Source organism: Mycolicibacterium aromaticivorans JS19b1 = JCM 16368, from assembly GCF_000559085.1.
GTDB classification, from domain to species: Bacteria; Actinomycetota; Actinomycetes; order Mycobacteriales; family Mycobacteriaceae; genus Mycobacterium; species Mycobacterium aromaticivorans.
The window spans coordinates 91,920-109,164 of record NZ_JALN02000003.1; the positions used below are offsets into that span (position 1 = coordinate 91,920).

The following is a 17,245-nucleotide window of genomic DNA, read 5'->3' on the forward strand; positions in this document are numbered from 1 at the left end:
CGGGCTGCGCATGATTCGGCGACATGGCCGCGCAGTGTGGAGACGCCGATATGGTTGGCGCGGGCCAGCCTGTCGATGTAGGACGATACGGCTTCCCAACGGAACGGTGCGATCGTTCGCGGGAGCCGCTGGCGTGGTCCGCGCGGCCACGGCCTGACAGTTGCCACGTCAGCTGGCCGTGCGGGCCGCGGCCGTGTGGGCGGCGTAGTCGATCAAAATATCGTCCATGGCCTCGCGGGTGATGTGCTCGGTGCCGTCGAGCATCGCTTGGATTGCTGAAGCCCGGATCAAGTGGGCCAGGCTGCCGATCATCCCGCCGGTGCGGCGGTGCAGGTAACGGGCCTGGGCGACAAGGCTTCCCGGTTCGTGTCGATGCAGACGCGCGTGCCGGTGAACAACAGCCCCGAGCGTTCCACTTCGATCCCGGCGTAAACGAATGTCGCAGGCAGATGCTCGGTGAAGTATTTGAGGTGGTCGGACAGTTCTTCGCCGGCGCGGGTGTCGAGGTTGAGGTTGTGGATTTCATCGACCACCACGATGTCGGTACGGGCATCGATGAGCACCTGGCACACGGCATCGGAAATATCGGTCACGTTCATCCGCTGATTGAGCGTGGGAAGCCCCAGAAACCTTGCGAACTCCATCGCCTGTTGACATTGCTCAACCAGCGCGAGATCGGGGCCCGGCGCGGGCTGATCATCTCCGGCGGGGCAGCGACGGGGAAAACCCTTGCGGGGCGACCCTTTCGGCGGGGCCGTCACATACACCACCGGAATCCGGGCTCTCATCGCCGGGAAACCGTGCACGGGTGCGCAATTCGCTGAAACCGACCCATGATCGCCAACAGCCGGCCCTGATGGGTGATCGCTTCGATCGCCGACGTGGTGACCACCACCAGCTCCGAATGATGCGCAACCCGGGCCTCGTTGTAGGCCGTCCGCTCGTCCTCACCGAGGCTGGCCCACTCGTCGTCGGCGAGCAACGTGAACTCCGGCGGATCGGCATCAACAAAACGCCGCCAGCCCTCCAGCGTCGTGGTCGGCTGGCGGCGATCCTCTAACTGACCCACCGCCGCAATCTCGGTCACAGTCGCCACGTTTGGGCCTCCTTGCGTGCATCAAACACCGGCAGGGGTATGACCTCCGCCATCTCGCCGTCATCGTCGAAAGTCTCGTTGTCGGCGGCCCGTTCCGACGGTGACGGGCCATGATGTTCGGATGATTCCGTCGGGTCCGGCCAGTCCCGGCCGGCGCTCGCGGCGCTGGTCCGTCCAGTCACTCGGCGCTCGGCTTTCGTCTGCTGCTGCGGCCCAGCGGCGGCGCGGTCCAGCAAGTCCTCCGCGATGGCCGCAATCTCCGCTTCCTGGGTCTTCTGGGCCCCTCTGCGGTCGGCTACGGAGCGGGCGTGGCGCCACAGTGTCTCGCCGAACGGCACCGGCGAGGACCGAAGGTGCGTCCACGTCGCGGCCAGCCATCCGTCTTCGTGGTGATTGCGCACCCAAATCCTCGACACGTCATACGGGTCGTAGTGCACTTCCCACTGTCCGTTACGGGCATCGACCCCGGAATGCTGGCGCCGGTATGGGTTGAGCGCCTTGGCGTCATAGGTGCGATGGTTGATCCGGACCCCGTAACTGTTGATTGTGCGCCACTGCACGGGAAGCAATTCGATATAGTCGTCGGCGTCCAGTGGGACCGGTACATAGCCAGCCACCTCAACGAGGGCAGTGTATTTCTCGTTGGGAGACAACGCTTTCCCCGGCGTCACCGGATCCCGCAGGCCATCGTGGGGGCGGTTCTGCCACACCGCGATGATCCACTCGTCCAGCAGCGCCTGCAGCTCAATCATCGACCACACCGCGTCGTCCTCGGCGTTTTTCCCACGCCGCTCCACCGATGAACCGACGTAACCGGCCACGTACTGTGCGAACAGGGTGCCCACCGACTGCAATGTCCGCTCGATCTTCGGCTTATCGGTCGGGCAGTCGGGATGAGCCGGCTGCAGATTGATCCCCAATGTGCAGCACGCTTGCCGAAATGTTTGGGACAGATACGCTTTCCCGTGATCGCAGACGATCGTCTCGGGAGCGATCACCGGCCTGGCCGCAGCATCGGCCAGGCGCTGATCGACACTGGTCAGGCTGTGGTGCGGAAGTACCGACCGGGACATCCGCAGCGCATCGGCCCATCCCGGGCGCATCGGTTCGGGCGTCAATGCCCGCGCCAAGAGCAGTGACGCGTCCACTGCTTTGGTCGTCGGTCGCAGCACCGCGGCCGGGATGGACCGCGTAGCGTTGTCGACCATCGCAGTCAGCTCGACTCGGTCTACCATGCCGTCATCGAGCACTACCCGTACATCCAGAAGGGTTGAATCGATTTCCACCATCTCGCCGGGGCGCACCACGGTGATCGACCCGAATGGGCCATCGGGCTGCTTGGACAGCGATCGCCGCGTCCGTGCTGACCCGAACGTGTGCCGTCCTTCCGCGAGGCGCTTGACCAGCCGGTAGAAGGTGGGCTGCGACGGCATCGCGGGCGCGTCGTCGGCACCATAGGTGGCCACCAGCGTCTTGGCGACCCGCCGTTGCAGACGCTGCACCGTTCCCGTTGACAGGTCGGTCTCGCCCTCGATCGCATCCCGCACCGCGGCGACGACACGGTCGTCCACACGGCCGAATACCGCGCGCCGCCGATTATGGCGCCCGTCAACCACTCCCAGGAGCCCGTCCCGTTCGTAGGCAAATCGGCGACGCTGCAACGCATTCCGACTCACGTCGTGGCCGGCGGCACGCAGCTCGTCCAACTTGGCCAGCTCACGCTGCCGCAGAGATCGTTTCGCCGTGTCGAACTCTGGGCGGGGACGAATGCCCGCGGCCGTCCCAGGCGGGCGGCCGCTGAGGATCTCCACGATGTGGCGCTCCCACCACCGTGCTTGCTCGACGGCTGCCTCGGGAATGCCAGCCAGCATTTCCTCAGAACACAGTGGCGGTCGCGACCCCGACACCAATTCCAATGCCGGATCAACCATCAGCTGCGAGAGCGGCACCACAATCTGCTCGCCGACAGCGTCAACCAGTCGAGCTGATCCGCCCGACAGGGTTACGACGGTGAAAACACCTGCTGATAAACGGATTTCGTCTCCCTCTCGGACGACACCCGTTCGCACGTCAGGTCACCACCCGGTCCCGAGGCCAATCGCCGTGTCGTCGCCAAGTGCCGCTCCTTGCAGATCGGCAACTAAACGGCCGTGCCAGAGCAGATGAAACAGTACGGGCAGCACCACCAAAGGAGTCCCGACCGCGTGCACACCAGCCATCAACGGACGGACCCGAGCGAAGACCTCCGCCAGTTGATCAGCCAAACCGATCTTCAATACTCGCGGATGCCGATAACCCGACAACCAACGTAGATTCGCCCGCAGCACTGGATCGAGGGAACCGACACGCAGGTAATCCCAACCGACCATCGCGCACGTGGCGGCAGACCGATCGAACACGTCCCGATCAGCGTCAGAGATCCGGTCGTCCTCACGAACGTCGACTACGACGACAGATCCATCGCGGCGCCGCACGAAGTAGTCAGGAGCATGCCGCGTGCCGTCACGCCAATGAATCCAAAATGGTTGCGACAGAACACCAACAACATCCGGATCGGCATCCAACGCCATCAACTGGTCACGTTCTACCCAGGACTCGTGACCTACATGTGCGCCGGTTGTGGCGAACCACCACAGCCCGGGAAAGTTACGCTGACCTCGAAACGAGGGGAAATTCCGCACTGGTGAACAGTCCAACTCAAACCGGGTTGCAGCACATCGGTCCAGCGATTGCCGCGTGCATCCCTCGCGGGTGTTGAACTCCAAGTCCACTGCACTCGCTACACCTGGCCCAGCCGAAACAGCCGACGTCAGCACACATAAACGCTAAGCCTCGTGCCCCAGATTCAATGAGAAAGACACGCACTTACCCCAGATTCAATGAGAATGCCCCAGAATCAATGAGAACGGACAGGTGGGCCGGCTGGGTGGGCCACGCTCTCGAATTGCATGGCCAAAAGCAGCACCGCCAGTAATTCGTCACTGTGACGGATTACTGGCGGTGCGACCCCGCCAAACTTTCGCATCCGTTTCGCTGGAGAGCATCGGCGCGATGAGGCAGTTGTAGACATGGCGGCTGATGCGCCGTTTCACACAACGGATTGCTTGAGCGTGGCGATTACCCTCGGCTACTCGGCGTCGGTAGTAGTCCTCCCCCAGGCCGCCCTTCCGGATCTGAGACATCGCGATGGTGTGTAGCGCCCGGTTAAGTTGACGATTGCCCGATGTCGCACGCCGCATTCGGCCTTGGGACTCGCCGGACCATTCCGGTATGGGAGCCACGCCCGCATATCGTGCGAAGTGTGCTTCGCTTCGGAAGCGGTCCACGTTGGCTGCTTCACCGAGGATTTTGGCCGCGGTGAGTGGTCCGCATCCGTTGATGGCGAGCAGCCGCGGCGATGTAGGCGACACCACTCTGCGGATGCGGCGCTCTACGGTGTCGATCTGCACAGTCAGCGCCGCGATCTCGTTAATCTCCTCGCGGGCGAGGTCGGCGACTAGACCCACATGGGGCTCGAGTAACGCCCGAGCGCGACTTTGATGGCTGGGCTGCCTCAAGAGAAGTTTTCCCATGGGCTCAGTGGGGTCTAGTTCGTGGATTCGCATCAATGCCCGCTGTGTGGTGGCGGTACGAAAGACGACCAGATCGTCGCGGCGGTTGACGAGAAGCTTTAGCTCCCTTGAGTACTTGTCGAGCAATGATCAGAACCTGTGGATGAGCCTCGGTGAGGGGGCGTGAAAGTGGGCGCACCTTCCCGAGGATGATCTGAATATCCGAAGGTCCGATCATGAGCCGGCGTTGGCGCGCTGGTTCGGGAAGGTACGCCCATGCTCACCGTAGTTCACGATGCCATCGAGGCCAACGAAAGCACTGGCGGTGCTGGTCGGTCGTTGTTGGACGAGATCGTCCGCGACGGCGCCCGTCAGATGCTGGCCGCCGCGTTGAAGGCTGAGGTCGCCGCCTACGTGGCCCAGTTCGCCGATCAGCTCGATGAGAAGGGGCATCGGCTGGTGGTCCGCAACGGCTATCACCAGGCCCGCGAGGTGCTGACGGCAGCCGGGGCAGTTGAGGTGAAAGCACCGCGAGTCAACGACAAACGCGTCGACCCCGACACCGGTGAACGGAAACGGTTCTCCTCGGCGATCCTGCCGGCCTGGGCACGCAAGTCACCGCAGATGAGCGAAGTGCTGCCGCTGCTGTACCTGCACGGGCTGTCCACCAGCGACTTCACCCCCGCTCTGGAGCAGTTCCTGGGCTCGGGTGCCGGGCTCTCGGCCACCACGATCACCCGGCTGACCAGCCAGTGGCAGGACGAGGCCCGCGCGTTTGCCGCCCGGGACCTGTCGGGCACCGACTACGTCTACCTGTGGGTCGACGGCATCCACCTCAAGGTCCGCCTGGACCAGGAAAAGCTGTGTCTGCTGGTGATGCTCGGCGTGCGCGCGGACGGCCGCAAAGAGCTCGTGGCGATCACCGACGGCTACCGGGAATCGACCGAGTCGTGGGCTGATCTGCTGCGCGACTGTAAACGACGCGGCATGACCGCACCCGTGCTCGCCGTCGGCGATGGCGCACTCGGCTTCTGGAAAGCGGTACGCGAGGTGTTCCCGGCCACCAAAGAACAGCGGTGCTGGTTTCATAAGCAAGCCAATGTGCTTGCCGCCCTGCCGAAATCAGCGCACGCGTCGGCGTTGTCGGCGCTCAAGGAGATCTACAACGCCGAGGATATCGACAAGGCCCAGTTCGCGGTCAAGGCCTTCACGGTCGACTTCGGGGCCAAGTACCCCAAGGCGGTCGCCAAGATCACCGACGATCTGGACACCCTACTGGAGTTCTACCACTATCCCGCCGAGCACTGGATCCACCTACGCACGACAAATCCGATCGAAAGCACCTTTGCCACAGTACGTTTGAGAACCAAGGTCACCAAGGGGCCGGGATCACGTGCGGCTGGTCTGGCCATGGCCTACAAGCTCATCGACGCCGCCGCGGCCCGCTGGCGTGCCGTCAACGCACCACACCTGGTCGCCCTGGTCCGCGCCGGCGCGGTCTTCCACAAGGGCAAACTGCTCGAACGCCCCACCGAAATCACCCCACCGACACCGCCCTCAGACGGCGATCAGCAAGCCGGAACGGAGGTCGCCTGAAACACGCCGATCCACAGGTATTGACAATTCCTCGTACTTGTCATGGCATGCCACAGGCAGGTTGGGCTCGCGCAGCACCGCTCGCGCGACGGCGAGAGCGTCAATAGGGTCGGACTTGCCCCAGGTTCGTGCCGACGCCCGGTGGCGTGCGGTGAGCTTGCTCGGAACACGCACAACGGCCTCGCCTGCATCCATAAGGTCGGCTTCCAAACGTCGCGTCAAGCCACGAACGTCCTCGATACCCCAGAGTCGGGTGCCAGGGCAGGACACCCGCGCCCATTGCAGCAACGCCAGATGTCCGGCTGTAGTTGCTTCGACTGTCTTCGAGGCTAATTTGCGGCCGTTTGCATCGGATGCGACGGCGGTGTGTGAGCGTCGATGTGCGTCGACTCCCAGGACGAATTCCACCCGATATCAACACCTTTCTCAAAGGAGGCGAACCGGACCCCGACAGGGCAGACCACTACTGAGCCAACCGCAGATGCGGCGGCATTCGCTGGTTGAGCCACAGCGTCGAGGCCCGGCGCGCTGGGCGAACCCATGCCTCCACCGAGCATCCGGGCAGACTTCTATTGAGCCAATCGGCCGCACTAGCACCAGCTAACGACAGTCGGTGAATAGAGCCACGTCCGCTCGAAGAGACGCTCTGACCGTAGGTCGAATGCCGGGTTCTCGCAACGGGACCCGCAAACCACGGAACTCGACTTCGAGCGGACCCGTCCCGCCCAGACGCGCCGGCGTGGGACGCCAGATGGTCGAGTGTTCCCGCGTGCCTGGGCTTCCGACTCAGGGCACTTGTAGCATCACACGTCGGCAGTACCATCGATTTCGTGGGATGGACCGACCTCCCAGGAACCGGACGAGATCAACGACGGCTGTCAGTTGCCGCCGCGCTCCGGGACGAATTCTCCGACGTAGTGGCGCTTGATGCGAGCATCGCGAAAGGCCGGGCTTATCTCGCGGTTCGAGCGCCGGACGGCCAGGTTCGCCCGCTCTTCCTGCTCCTGTACAGAGAACGCGACGGCACGGTCATGTGGAAAGACCTCTCCGTGGCCGAGTCCCCCCGCGCTGGCCCCCGAGTAGCGGAAGCACTGACTACCTGGGAGGAGTGAGCGCTCGCTCTTCTGTTTGCCAACTACATACTGGTACTGGGGCAGTAAAGCAGTGATGCGGAAATACTGCTTTACAGTAAGACGGCGGACGTGCATAATTGCGGTATGGCTTTTCACGGTTTTGTGGCGGTTCAGGCTCGAGGGGTCGTGGCGCTACCTGCAGACGTTCGGCGTCGGCTGCATCTGGATGAGTCGGGCGCACAGGTTGAGATCACCGAGCGTGAAGACGGTGTCCTGGAGCTTCGGCCAGCCCTCCCGATCCCCGCTGATCAGCGCTGGTTCTGGCAGGAACGCTGGCAGCAGCGCGAAAAGGAAGTCGACGACCACGTTGCGGCTGGGCGCGTCACTGTTCATGACAGCGGCGAATCCCTTGCAGCGCACTTGGATCGGCTCGACGCCGAGTCCCGCTCGGACGACGCGGCGGCTGAGGTCTCGCCGTCGTCGTGAAGTTCGAAACGACCCCGTCGTTCGACGGCGATGTTCGACGGCTCAAGCCCGAGCATCGTGCTGCGTTTCTTAACGTGGTGAAGACGAAGTTCATCGCGGCGTGCGACGCCTACGCTGCGGATCCCGCTACCCCGTGGCCGCGGGCACTGCGGGTGAAGTCTGTGCAGAGCGCACCCGGGGTCTTGGAGATGACGTGGTCGTTTTCTAGCCCGGACGGTCGCGCGACGTTCGAGTTCGTCACCGTCGATGGCGAATTGCGTTGCCGATGGCGGCGCGTCGGTGATCACGACGTCTTTAAGTCGCCGTGATGGATACCATGAGTTCGGCCGGAGAATGCTACGTGGCGAATAGGTTGCCGCCCAACGGATTCGGCACGCGAACGCGTGCCGGGATAGTGAACGGCTTACGCCATATTGGTGGCGGTGCGGGGATGACCGGTGGTCGGGAAAGGCACGGGTGAAGCGGGTCATGCTCGGTCCGGGTACTGCGACTCCCCAAAGCCTGAGGTGACCAATCATGTTGACACTGCGCGATTATCAGGCCGCCGCGGTGGCCGCTGTCGATCGCATGGACGCCCGCGCTCAGGTCGTCGCAGGATGCGGCACCGGCAAGACCCTCATGGCGGTTCACTCGGTGGCCAAGCTGCTCGCCGGCCAGCCGGGATCGGTCGTGCTGACGTTTCCGACCCTGGGGCTGCTGGAGCAGACGTATCAGGTGTGGCGTGCTGAGGCGCCGTTTCCGTTCTCGGCGTTGGCTGTGTGCTCCCAACACATCGTCGATACGGAAGACATCGTCAGTAAGGAGCTCTCTGTAGAGAGCACCACTTCGGCCGAGAATCTTGCCCAGTGGCTTGCCGCGACCAGCGGGGTGCGTGTGGTGTTCGCGACCTACCAGTCGGTCAGCGTACTTACTGCCGCTCATGCCATCTTCGGTGCAGCGCCCTTTACGGTGATGGTGTGCGATGAAGCTCATCGCACGGCGGGTCGTCGCGGCAAGCCGTTCTCGGCGGTGCTCGACGACCGCAAGATCCCCGCCGAGCATCGGCTGTTCTTCACCGCGACCCCGAAGGTCCACGAGGGTGCCGAGCGAACGCATAGCCGCGCGGTGGCCTCGATGGATAATCCTGACCTCTACGGCCCGCGTGTGTACACCTTGTCCACCCGAGAGGCCATCGACCGCGGCATTCTGGCGCCCTTCAAAGTCGCGGTGATCGCGGTCGCCGATTCCACGGTCGCCTCCGCGCTCAAGGATTTGCGGCTCATTCGGTTAGCCGCCGGCCAGCAAGACAGCGTCCGCGCCGATCATGTGGCCGCTGCCATCGCCTTGACTCACGCGGCCCGCGACTACCAGCTCTCCAGCGTGTTGGCGTTCCACAACACGATCGCCGCGAGCAAGGACTTCGCCGCAACGTTCACCCAGACCCACGCACTGCTGCGGGCCCGCGGCCTGGATGACCAGCGGGCCGCAGGCATCACCCATATCGACGGCTCGTCGTCGCTGCGTGAGCGCAAGGCCGCCGCCGACGACATCCTTGGACGCCGCCTCCCCGACCGCTGGAATATCGTCACCAACGCCAGATGCATCACCGAAGGCATCGACATACCGGCCCTCGACGCGGTGTTCTTCGCCGAGCCGCGGTCCTCCGATGTCGACGTCGCCCAGGCCGTCGGCCGTGCCATCCGCAAAAACCCCCACCACGACCGTCCATCGCTGATCGTGCTCGCCCTCACCGTGGACGACAGTCTCGACGCCGAAAGTGCCCTCAGCGTAAGCCAATTCAAAAAGGCTCGGCAGGTGCTGGCCGCTTTGCAGCGCCACGATCCCACCATCGCCGCTGACCTCGCTCGGCTACGCGAGGTGCTTACTGATCCTCTCGACGACGCTGGCCCAGACACCTCGACCGACCTCATCGACATCGTCATCCCGACCGACCTTCCGCCCCGGCTCATCGAGCAGTTTCTGCGCGCTTTCAGCATCCACGCCGTGGAATCGCTCGCCCAGCGGTTCGAAGAGAATTTCGCTGCACTCGTTGACTACGCCGACGAACACGGCCACGCCCGTCCCCCGAGCGACTACCTCACCCCCGGAGGGAAAGCGTTGGGTAGGTGGGTCAACGATCAGCGAAAGATGTACAAGCGCAATCGCATGCCGGCATCGCGGATACAGCGGTTCGAAGCGCTACCGGGATGGGCGTGGGACACCCTCGACGCCCGTTGGGAATCGGCGTTTGCAGAGTTGGCTGCCTACGCCGAGGAATATGGGCACCCCCACCCGCCGCGCATGACGCACCGAGCCCTCAATCAGTGGGTTACCACGCAACGCCGACCGCACGTGCGCCAGCGCTTAACCGAGGTCCGCCGCAAACGGCTCGAAGATCTCCCTGGCTGGTCCTGGGAACCCCGCCAATCCCGCGTCTGGGACACCAACTTCGAGGCACTAGCGGCCTACGCTGCGGCGCACGGCAACGCCATCCCACCGGCTGACTACGTCACCGACAGCGGGATAGCCCTCGGCGAGTGGGCGCACGAAATTCGCAGCCCCGCCCGACGCGCCAAACTTTCCGCGAGTAACCGAGCCCGCCTCGAATCGCTGCCGGGGTGGTCGTGGCGGGCACCGCGTTCATCGAGGGCAGCTCCGACGCGCCAGCGCAACAGCTGGGAGGAAAACTTCGCCGCACTGGCGGCCTACGCCGCCGAGCACGGCCACACCTCGCCGCCCAGAACCGCTCCTGACAACGGCGTCGGCCGTTTGAGTAAGTGGGCGTCGTTGCAGCGCGTCAGATACCACCGCGGGCGCCTCAGCCCGGCCTACGCCGCACGCCTTGAATCACTGCCAGGCTGGGCCTGGAGCGCAGCAGAGGCCCGCTGGGAACAGAACTTCACCGCCCTGGCCGCCTACGCCGCCATCCACGGCCACACTGACCCGCCACCGACCCTTCTCTCTGATAGCGGTGACGCCGTCTCAGAGTGGGTGCGCAGGATGCGCAAAGTAGCTCGCGCCGGCCGCCTCGACTCCGCCCGTGCCGCCCGCTTGGAGGCCCTCCCCGGATGGTCGACGGCACCGCGACGCGGCGAAAAGAGAGGATGGGACCCGAACTTCGATGAGCTGCTTGCCTACGTCGCTGAGCACGCACACGCCAGCCCGCCGCAGTCCTACCGCACACCCGCCGGCACAGCGCTGGGAGTCTGGGTGTCCAACCAACGCAAGGAGTACCGAAACGGATCGATGGCTCGCAATGAGCCCCACCGTATTGCTCGCCTCGAATCGCTCCCGGGCTGGCGCTGGAACACCTTTGACGCTCTGTGGGAGAACGGCTTTAGTGAGCTGCAGCGCTACGCCACAGAGCATGGGACTGCCACGCCGGTGAAAGCATACGTGGCGGCCTCTGGGCACAAACTCGGTCAGTGGGCCCAGGACCAGCGCCGCAACTATCGCCGCGGCCAACTGGCCGAGCATCGCGCGCAGCGCCTAGAAACGCTCCCTGGGTGGCGGTGGTAGTGACCGCACACGCGGTATAGCTGTTGCGCGAAATCACAGCGGCAGGCAAGTACTGCATGGCCTCACCTTCGAGGTGGTCGTAGCGTGGAGGTGTGCACCATGACGGCCCGCCCCAGACACCTCTACGCCTAGTGAGCAGTGCGCGTGACCGTGCCATCGCACCGGATGCCGAACTGACCGATGCACATCTGACCATCGCGGACGTCGCCAAAGCGTGCGGGCTTCCGCAGCCGGTGATCGCTCAGCTCGTTCCCCGCACGTGGACCGATGTCGGCTGGATGTATACCGAGGCCCAAGCTCAAAAGGCAATCGAGATCGCCGCATCAGAAGCCGCGCGGCGTACCAGCGAGCAGTCATCGACGCAGGACCGCCCGCCAGCCGCGAGGCATGCGAAACCGACGATCGCCACCACCGATCTGACCACGTTCCTGCGTGACTACGTTCCTGAGAGCACCGGCGCCGTACAGGCTATCCCCAGCGCCGCCGTTGATTTCGGCGCCGCCCGCATGCATTTCGAGAGCGCAGACAGTTGGTCCACGCTCTCGGCATGCATGGAGTGGCGCGCCGAGATTCGCCTGTCATCCCTTGACGCCCACGCCCACGCCCCCGAGGTCGTCACCGGGAGCGTGCAGTTCCTCATCGTGCGCGCTGGGCACGAAAGCCCTCGGGAGGTGCTGCCGCTATTCGGACCACGCGCGGCCGCGTTCGATGAGCTCTTCGACAACGAGTGGCTCCTTCCCGAGCTCGATGAAGACGACGACTTCACCGGCGGGATGCCCATCAGCACGGTGCTGCTGGTGTTGGACGCGGCGCTAGATCCCCGTGTGCCGGCCGGGTCGCTACTCAGAGCGTGGGCAGTGGCCGAGACCATCTTCACGATGTTGCCCACGACCAGCGGGCTCGTCGTGATGCCACCGGCACCGGCGGCGACTGGCAAGGCCACCCGTCGACTTCTTTCCAGCGAGGACATCGATCAAGACTGGGTCCGTGTCGGATGCCGGCCCTTGCCCGGACGGCCCCGTTTCCACGGCCAGGCCACGGCCTATGTCCACCTCGACCACGCTCGCGACGCCCTGGCCTGTGTGCGAGACAGCACCGTTTCGATCCCACTCGAGGAGTAGGGAGTAGGACCCTCTGCACACCTAAGGGCACGCGCCTCAAGGTGTGCGATACCAAATTTTGGTATCGTCGCAAAGGTGGGTAAGAACACCTCGTTCAGCCTCGATGATCACTTCACGGCGTTCATCAATGATGAGGTCGCCTCGGGCCGGTACGGCTCAGCAAGCGATGTGGTGCGCGCCGCGCTGCGGCTGCTCCAGGATCGGGAGACGCGTCTAGGCGCGCTGCGTCAAGCGCTAGTCACGGGGGAAAACAGTGGTGAATCAACACCGTTCGATTTCGATGAGTTCGTGACGCGCCAGCGCGCCCGGCGACCGAACCAGCGGTGAGTCGCTATGTGCTCCCCCCTGCCGCCCGTATTGACCTGGAGCACATCTGGGACTACACCAGGCAACGATGGAGCGACGACCAAGCTGAGCGCTACACCCGAGAGCTTCAGCGGGCGACCGAACTCGTGGCCGACAACCCTCTCATCGGCCGCCCCTGTGATGAGGTCCGCGCCGGCTATCGCCAGCACGCCGTAGGCTCGCACACCCTCTACTACCGAGTGGCTGACGCCGATCTGATCGACATCGTGCGGATACTGCACAAGCGCATGGACGTCGACGCACACCTCGACTGAAGGCCGCGGCCTGAGATCGACCCCAAAAAAGCGTGAAGACGGTGTCCTGGAGCTTCGGCCAGCCCTTCCGATCCCCGCTGATCAGCGTTGGTTCTGGCAGGAACGCTGGCAGCAGCGCGAAAAGGAAGTCGACGACCACGTCGCGGCTGGGCGTATCACCGTCCACGACAGCGGTGATCCTTTGCGGCACACTTGGATCGGCTCGATGCCGAGGCCAGTTCCAGCGAGGCGGCGGCTGAGGCTCCGCCGTCGTTATGAAGTTCGAGACGACCCCAACCTTTGACAACGACCCCGGCCTTTGACAACTAAGTGCGACGGCTCAAGCCCGAGCACCGTGCTGCGTTCCTCAACGTGGCGAAGACGAAGTTCATCGCGGCGTGCAATGCCTACGCCGCGGATCCGGCGACCCCGTGGCCGCGGACACTGCGCGTGGAGTCTGTGCAGAGCGCCCCCGGGGTTCTGGAGATGACGTGGTCATTTTCTAGCCCTGACGGTCGCGCGACGTTCGAGTTGGTGACCGTCGATGGCGAACTGCGTTGCCGGTGGCGGCGCGTCGGTGATCACGACGTCTTTCAGTTGCCGTAGATGGATACCATGACTCCGGCCGGAGAATTCACGTGGCGAATGCACCGCGCCCCAAGGGGTTTGGCCCGCGACTGCGCGTCGGGACGGTGCATGGCTTGAACCATGTTGGCGGCAGTGCGGCTGGCCGGTAATCGTGAAACGCACGGGTGAAGCGGGTTATGTTCGATCTGGGCACTGTGAATCCTCGGACTGGCCGCGCCTCGTGCACAGCGTCTGCTAGCCCTGCCGGGGTGGCGCTGGTAGCGACCGTGGTTGGCTCCGGTGGCATCTCGAAGTTACCAGCCGCGCCTTGGCGTTGCGTCGCTCGGCCAACCATCGGTTGCTGACTTGCTAGTCCTGGGGGTCCGGAGGCGGCTGAGGTTGGACGCGGTAGGTGCCGATGGTGGTGCCGTTGGTGGCGTCGCCTCGCGGGTACGCCCTGACCCGGATTTCCTTGCCGGACCGGTCCCTGCGGACGTGTCCCCGAACGTTGTGCAGCGGCGATACCTTCGGGGCCCGGGTGCGGTGAGTAGGTGACTGTGTGGTTGCCACGTCGATCAGGGCGGTGCGTACGTCGGTCTGTGGCTCCGCCGGTACCCGGTACTGGCGGGGCCTGACTTCCTCCCGCGTCGCGTGCGGTTGGTTGAGGTAGGCCAGGACATCGTAAACTTGGGTGAAGGCGGCCTGCTGGTGGGAGATCCGACGGGTCCAGACTTGGTTGGCAAACTCGTCGCGTCCTGCGAAAATACCTGTGGGATCGAGCATTACGATGTCTGGCTGGTCGAAAAAGCTGATCGTCTTTTTGCCCGAGATGACCAACCATACCGCCAGGCAGTTGGTGGCGGTGGGGGTGACGTAGGCACCGACTCGGTAATGCTGCGTGCGCCATTCGATCCAAGTCTTGTCGAAGGGTGGGAACAGCACAGCGCGTGCGGGGCGAGGGACAACGTCGCTTTCAATAGTGAACGGGGTGGCGGACAAAAACGTTGATCGCAGTCCGACAAGACGTTGGATGGTTGCAGCCTCGGACCCTTCGCGGGGTTTGAACCTAGGCGTTAGTTTGGCTGGTTTGGTGCCGGCCTCGACGATAGCGAGGACCGGGAAAAGATCCGGATCCGTTCGCCTGGTGGATAATTCAGGAAGCGGTGTCACTACATCGGTTGGGTCGGGTCGAATCTCGGGGGGTCGGGCCTCAAGTAGCCGATCTGCGTGGACCCGATCGTGCAGGCGTTTCGCCTTCGCGTATAGATCCCGGTCTGTTCTGTTGGTCAGTTCGGTGGGGCGCAGCTCGTTGACCATCGCGTCCAGGCGCCCAACGTATTCATCAGACAAGCGACCTCCGCGGTCCACGATGTCGCGCAAACCGTCAAGCGAGATTTTCAATTGTTGCTGGCGGGTCATCAGACGGAGGTGTCGGGCCGGCTGTCGTGAGCGCCGGGGCGGTTGCGGTGCATCGGCGTCCACCTGGCTGGCATCCCCTCTGACAGCACCCGGTGTGCGGCCCGGTCACAGTTTACGAGTTGGTGATGCGTCCGTGGCCCCCTCCGAGCTAAATCGTAGGTTCGGGTCCGCAGCGCCGAGCGTGGACTGTCGCCAGACGAACGAGACTGATTTGCTGTTGGGAAGTGAACTCGGCGATCGTTGCACAGAGAGCGCCGTTCAGCGGCGGCAATTTCTGGTGCGCTGAAGTGTCGTGATGCGTTGCTACAGTAGGTCCACCACTTGACGGATCCATTGTCATTGCGGATGCAAGAAAGGAGCGGTTGTCGTGACGATCACGTTCGATGCGACACGGTTGAGCTCTGCTGCAAATCAGCTGTCTAACAACGCGAACGGCTATCCCCCAGCCGTTGCGGAGCCGCCGGGCGCCGATATGACCTCTGCATCGGCAGTGGCGCAGCTCAACGCAGCGTCCGCGGCCTTGTCTGCGGTGCTGTCGCATGGCTCAGCGGTGCGTGAGGTCGGTGCCGTCGCGTTGGCGGGGACGGCAACGCTGTTGCAGGCGCAAGACGACGCCAACGCCGCGGGGATCAGTACGGGAGTAGCGCCCAACCAGGTTGGCGGAGCGGCTGCGATTCCCAACGTTCCCCCGCCGAACGTGCCGACTATCTCTGAGTTGCCCGCAGCCTTGGCCCCTTTGCCCGGGGAGTCACATTCACACGCCCTCTACACCGGCCCCGGCTCAGCCAGCCTGCATGCGTTCGCCGACCAGTGGGAGCAGACAGCTGCAGATCTTCGTGAGTCGGCAACATCGACGATGCAGGTTGCCGAGGCGGTCGATGCCAGTTGGCAGGACGGTCGACAGCGTGCGGGCGCCAACACTCGTCGCCACGGCGAATGGCTTTCGGAGATGAGTGAGCACGCCAGCACTTTGGTCACCCACGCGCGAACAGTCGCCCAGAGTTTCGAGATAGCCAAACAGAACACGCCCAGTCCGCATGAATTCACGCTCGCGCGCCGAGATCTGCAGCAGGCAATGGCGCGGTTCGAGGCCAGCCGCGGCGCCAACGTCTTAGAAGTTCAGCAGAAGAGTCAGATCCTCGCGCACAAGCAGGCTGAAGCCACCGCAGCGGCGGCGAACTATCACTCGTCGACTACCAGCGGAAGCCTCTCTGGCCTAAGCAGCCAAATCAAGACGGCGCCTCCCATCGCGGCCGGCGGCAACCTGGTTCAGGCCCTGGACGCACCTCTGGCACCACCGCCGCGCCCGGAGCCCTATTTCGATCCGCGCAATCCGTTCGTAGGCGACGAGCGGTTCGGACAGTGGGTCAATGTTGTGCCCCCTCCCTATACCGGCGATACGCCCCCGGCGCCGTGGACGGGGCACCGCTCGATGGAGGACTTCCCCGGCAAGGAGCCTGCCGGTCCGTCCGGCTTTTACGTTCCCGGCGGAAAGACGTGGGTCGACGACAATGCCCCGCCCATGGCATATCTGCAGGAGCAGTACCGTTTCCGCATCTCCGGGCAGGACTACACCCCGTTTACTCGTATGGTGAACGGTCATCAGCAGCAGTGGGTGCAATACACCTACGAGGCGCAGAAATTCACGCAACTCAACATTGCAGGGGATGCCTGGGCGTCCACCGACCCCGATGAGATTGCCCGAACCCCGGGCGGGGTCATGACCGGTGGCCTGGCCGGCATCACGCCGCCACCGAACATTGGGAGTTGGGAACCAATTTCGTTGCCGCAGATCACCTCGCTATCTGACGCCAATCCCTCGGTCACGTACTACATTCCTAACGGATGCGGCGGCCAATTCACGTTCAGTGGCGGCGTGCCCGCAGGTATCCAACCGCCGCCCGTCATTCCCCGCATGATCGCCGGCGGTTAGGCGAGTCGCGGATTTTTTCGTGTGTGGCGTCGCCCGAACCGTTGCACCGTCAGCAGCGCGAAACCCCCGCCCTCGCCGCAATGAGCACACGCCACGACGGACCGCCCGTAAGCCACGAAGTCCGTATTGCACTGTTGCCCATCTCTGTGCGGCGCCATTCCGGCCGCCGCGCCGCGCCCACACGCGCACAAAACGACCCACCGCCGGACCTATTCCACTAGCGTTCCCCCCATGCGCGATGGCGAAGGGCGCACCGGCTTGGTCCGACGAATCCTATGGGGCCAAAGCGCACGAAAGACGAAGGTG

Annotated in this window: 14 protein-coding genes and 1 pseudogene; 8 read left to right on the forward strand and 7 right to left on the reverse strand. The window is 64.0% G+C overall.

Annotation, left to right across the window (positions count from 1 at the left end):
- Nucleotides 1-168: 168 nt before the first annotated feature.
- From Y900_RS33865 to Y900_RS28855, 4 genes and pseudogenes are all read right to left on the reverse strand, one after another.
- A pseudogene (locus Y900_RS33865) lies at nt 169-1,096 on the reverse strand (ATP/GTP-binding protein).
- Nucleotides 1,084-3,048 (reverse strand): TnsB C-terminal domain-containing protein, encoded by a 1,965-nt coding sequence (locus tag Y900_RS28845; RefSeq protein ID WP_005148662.1) that lies wholly within the window; start codon nt 3,046-3,048, stop codon nt 1,084-1,086. The pseudogene Y900_RS33865 and the gene Y900_RS28845 overlap by 13 nt, the downstream one beginning before the upstream one ends.
- Before the next feature lie 123 nt (nt 3,049-3,171).
- Nucleotides 3,172-3,912 carry a TnsA-like heteromeric transposase endonuclease subunit gene (locus Y900_RS28850; protein ID WP_011894084.1) on the reverse strand — a complete coding sequence of 247 codons (741 nt, stop codon included), beginning with the start codon at nt 3,910-3,912 and terminating at the stop codon, nt 3,172-3,174.
- Between the two features lie 162 nt (nt 3,913-4,074).
- Nucleotides 4,075-4,794, reverse strand: a complete 720-nt coding sequence (locus Y900_RS28855; protein WP_051660579.1) for an IS110 family transposase — start codon at nt 4,792-4,794, stop codon at nt 4,075-4,077.
- Nucleotides 4,795-4,923: 129 nt separating this feature from the next.
- On the opposite strand from Y900_RS28855, the gene Y900_RS28860 reads away from it, so the two are divergent.
- Complete coding sequence (locus Y900_RS28860) at nt 4,924-6,243, forward strand: IS256 family transposase (RefSeq protein WP_013472279.1); 1,320 nt, start codon at nt 4,924-4,926, stop codon at nt 6,241-6,243.
- On the opposite strand, the gene Y900_RS31440 is transcribed toward Y900_RS28860, so the two are convergent.
- Nucleotides 6,205-6,651, reverse strand: a complete 447-nt coding sequence (locus tag Y900_RS31440) for an IS110 family transposase (RefSeq protein ID WP_081845443.1) — start codon at nt 6,649-6,651, stop codon at nt 6,205-6,207. The two genes, Y900_RS28860 and Y900_RS31440, sit on opposite strands and share 39 nt — an antisense overlap.
- Nucleotides 6,652-7,508: 857 nt before the next feature.
- Nucleotides 7,509-7,709 (reverse strand): hypothetical protein, encoded by a 201-nt coding sequence (locus Y900_RS32590; protein ID WP_157838301.1) that lies wholly within the window; start codon nt 7,707-7,709, stop codon nt 7,509-7,511.
- A gap of 89 nt (nt 7,710-7,798) precedes the next feature.
- On the opposite strand from Y900_RS32590, the gene Y900_RS28875 reads away from it, so the two are divergent.
- The 6 genes from Y900_RS28875 to Y900_RS28900 all read left to right on the forward strand — a co-directional run bounded on the left by Y900_RS28875 (nt 7,799) and on the right by Y900_RS28900 (nt 13,626).
- A complete protein-coding gene (locus Y900_RS28875) occupies nt 7,799-8,110 on the forward strand; it encodes a hypothetical protein (RefSeq protein ID WP_036349252.1) in 312 nt (103 codons plus the stop codon).
- 208 nt (nt 8,111-8,318) lie between these two features.
- Nucleotides 8,319-11,300: a DEAD/DEAH box helicase gene (locus Y900_RS28880; protein ID WP_081845445.1), complete on the forward strand. Its 2,982-nt coding sequence runs from the start codon at nt 8,319-8,321 to the stop codon at nt 11,298-11,300.
- Nucleotides 11,301-11,431: 131 nt separating this feature from the next.
- The gene (locus Y900_RS31975; RefSeq protein ID WP_109751297.1) at nt 11,432-12,421 is read left to right on the forward strand and encodes a hypothetical protein; all 990 of its coding nucleotides are present in this window, start codon (nt 11,432-11,434) and stop codon (nt 12,419-12,421) included.
- Between the two features lie 75 nt (nt 12,422-12,496).
- Complete coding sequence (locus Y900_RS28890; protein ID WP_036349254.1) at nt 12,497-12,748, forward strand: type II toxin-antitoxin system ParD family antitoxin; 252 nt, start codon at nt 12,497-12,499, stop codon at nt 12,746-12,748.
- Nucleotides 12,745-13,041, forward strand: coding sequence for a type II toxin-antitoxin system RelE/ParE family toxin (locus Y900_RS28895; protein WP_036349256.1), 297 nt, complete (start codon nt 12,745-12,747; stop codon nt 13,039-13,041). Before Y900_RS28890 ends, Y900_RS28895 begins: the two co-directional genes overlap by 4 nt.
- 351 nt (nt 13,042-13,392) lie before the next feature.
- A complete protein-coding gene (locus Y900_RS28900; RefSeq protein WP_237752803.1) occupies nt 13,393-13,626 on the forward strand; it encodes a hypothetical protein in 234 nt (77 codons plus the stop codon).
- A gap of 330 nt (nt 13,627-13,956) precedes the next feature.
- On the opposite strand, the gene Y900_RS32255 is transcribed toward Y900_RS28900, so the two are convergent.
- Nucleotides 13,957-15,006 (reverse strand): hypothetical protein, encoded by a 1,050-nt coding sequence (locus Y900_RS32255; protein ID WP_131536368.1) that lies wholly within the window; start codon nt 15,004-15,006, stop codon nt 13,957-13,959.
- Between the two features lie 367 nt (nt 15,007-15,373).
- Here Y900_RS32255 and Y900_RS28910 point away from each other — a divergent pair, with 367 nt between their 5' ends.
- A complete protein-coding gene (locus Y900_RS28910) occupies nt 15,374-16,939 on the forward strand; it encodes a PPE domain-containing protein (RefSeq protein ID WP_081845446.1) in 1,566 nt (521 codons plus the stop codon).
- The last annotated feature ends 306 nt before the right edge of the window (nt 16,940-17,245 follow it).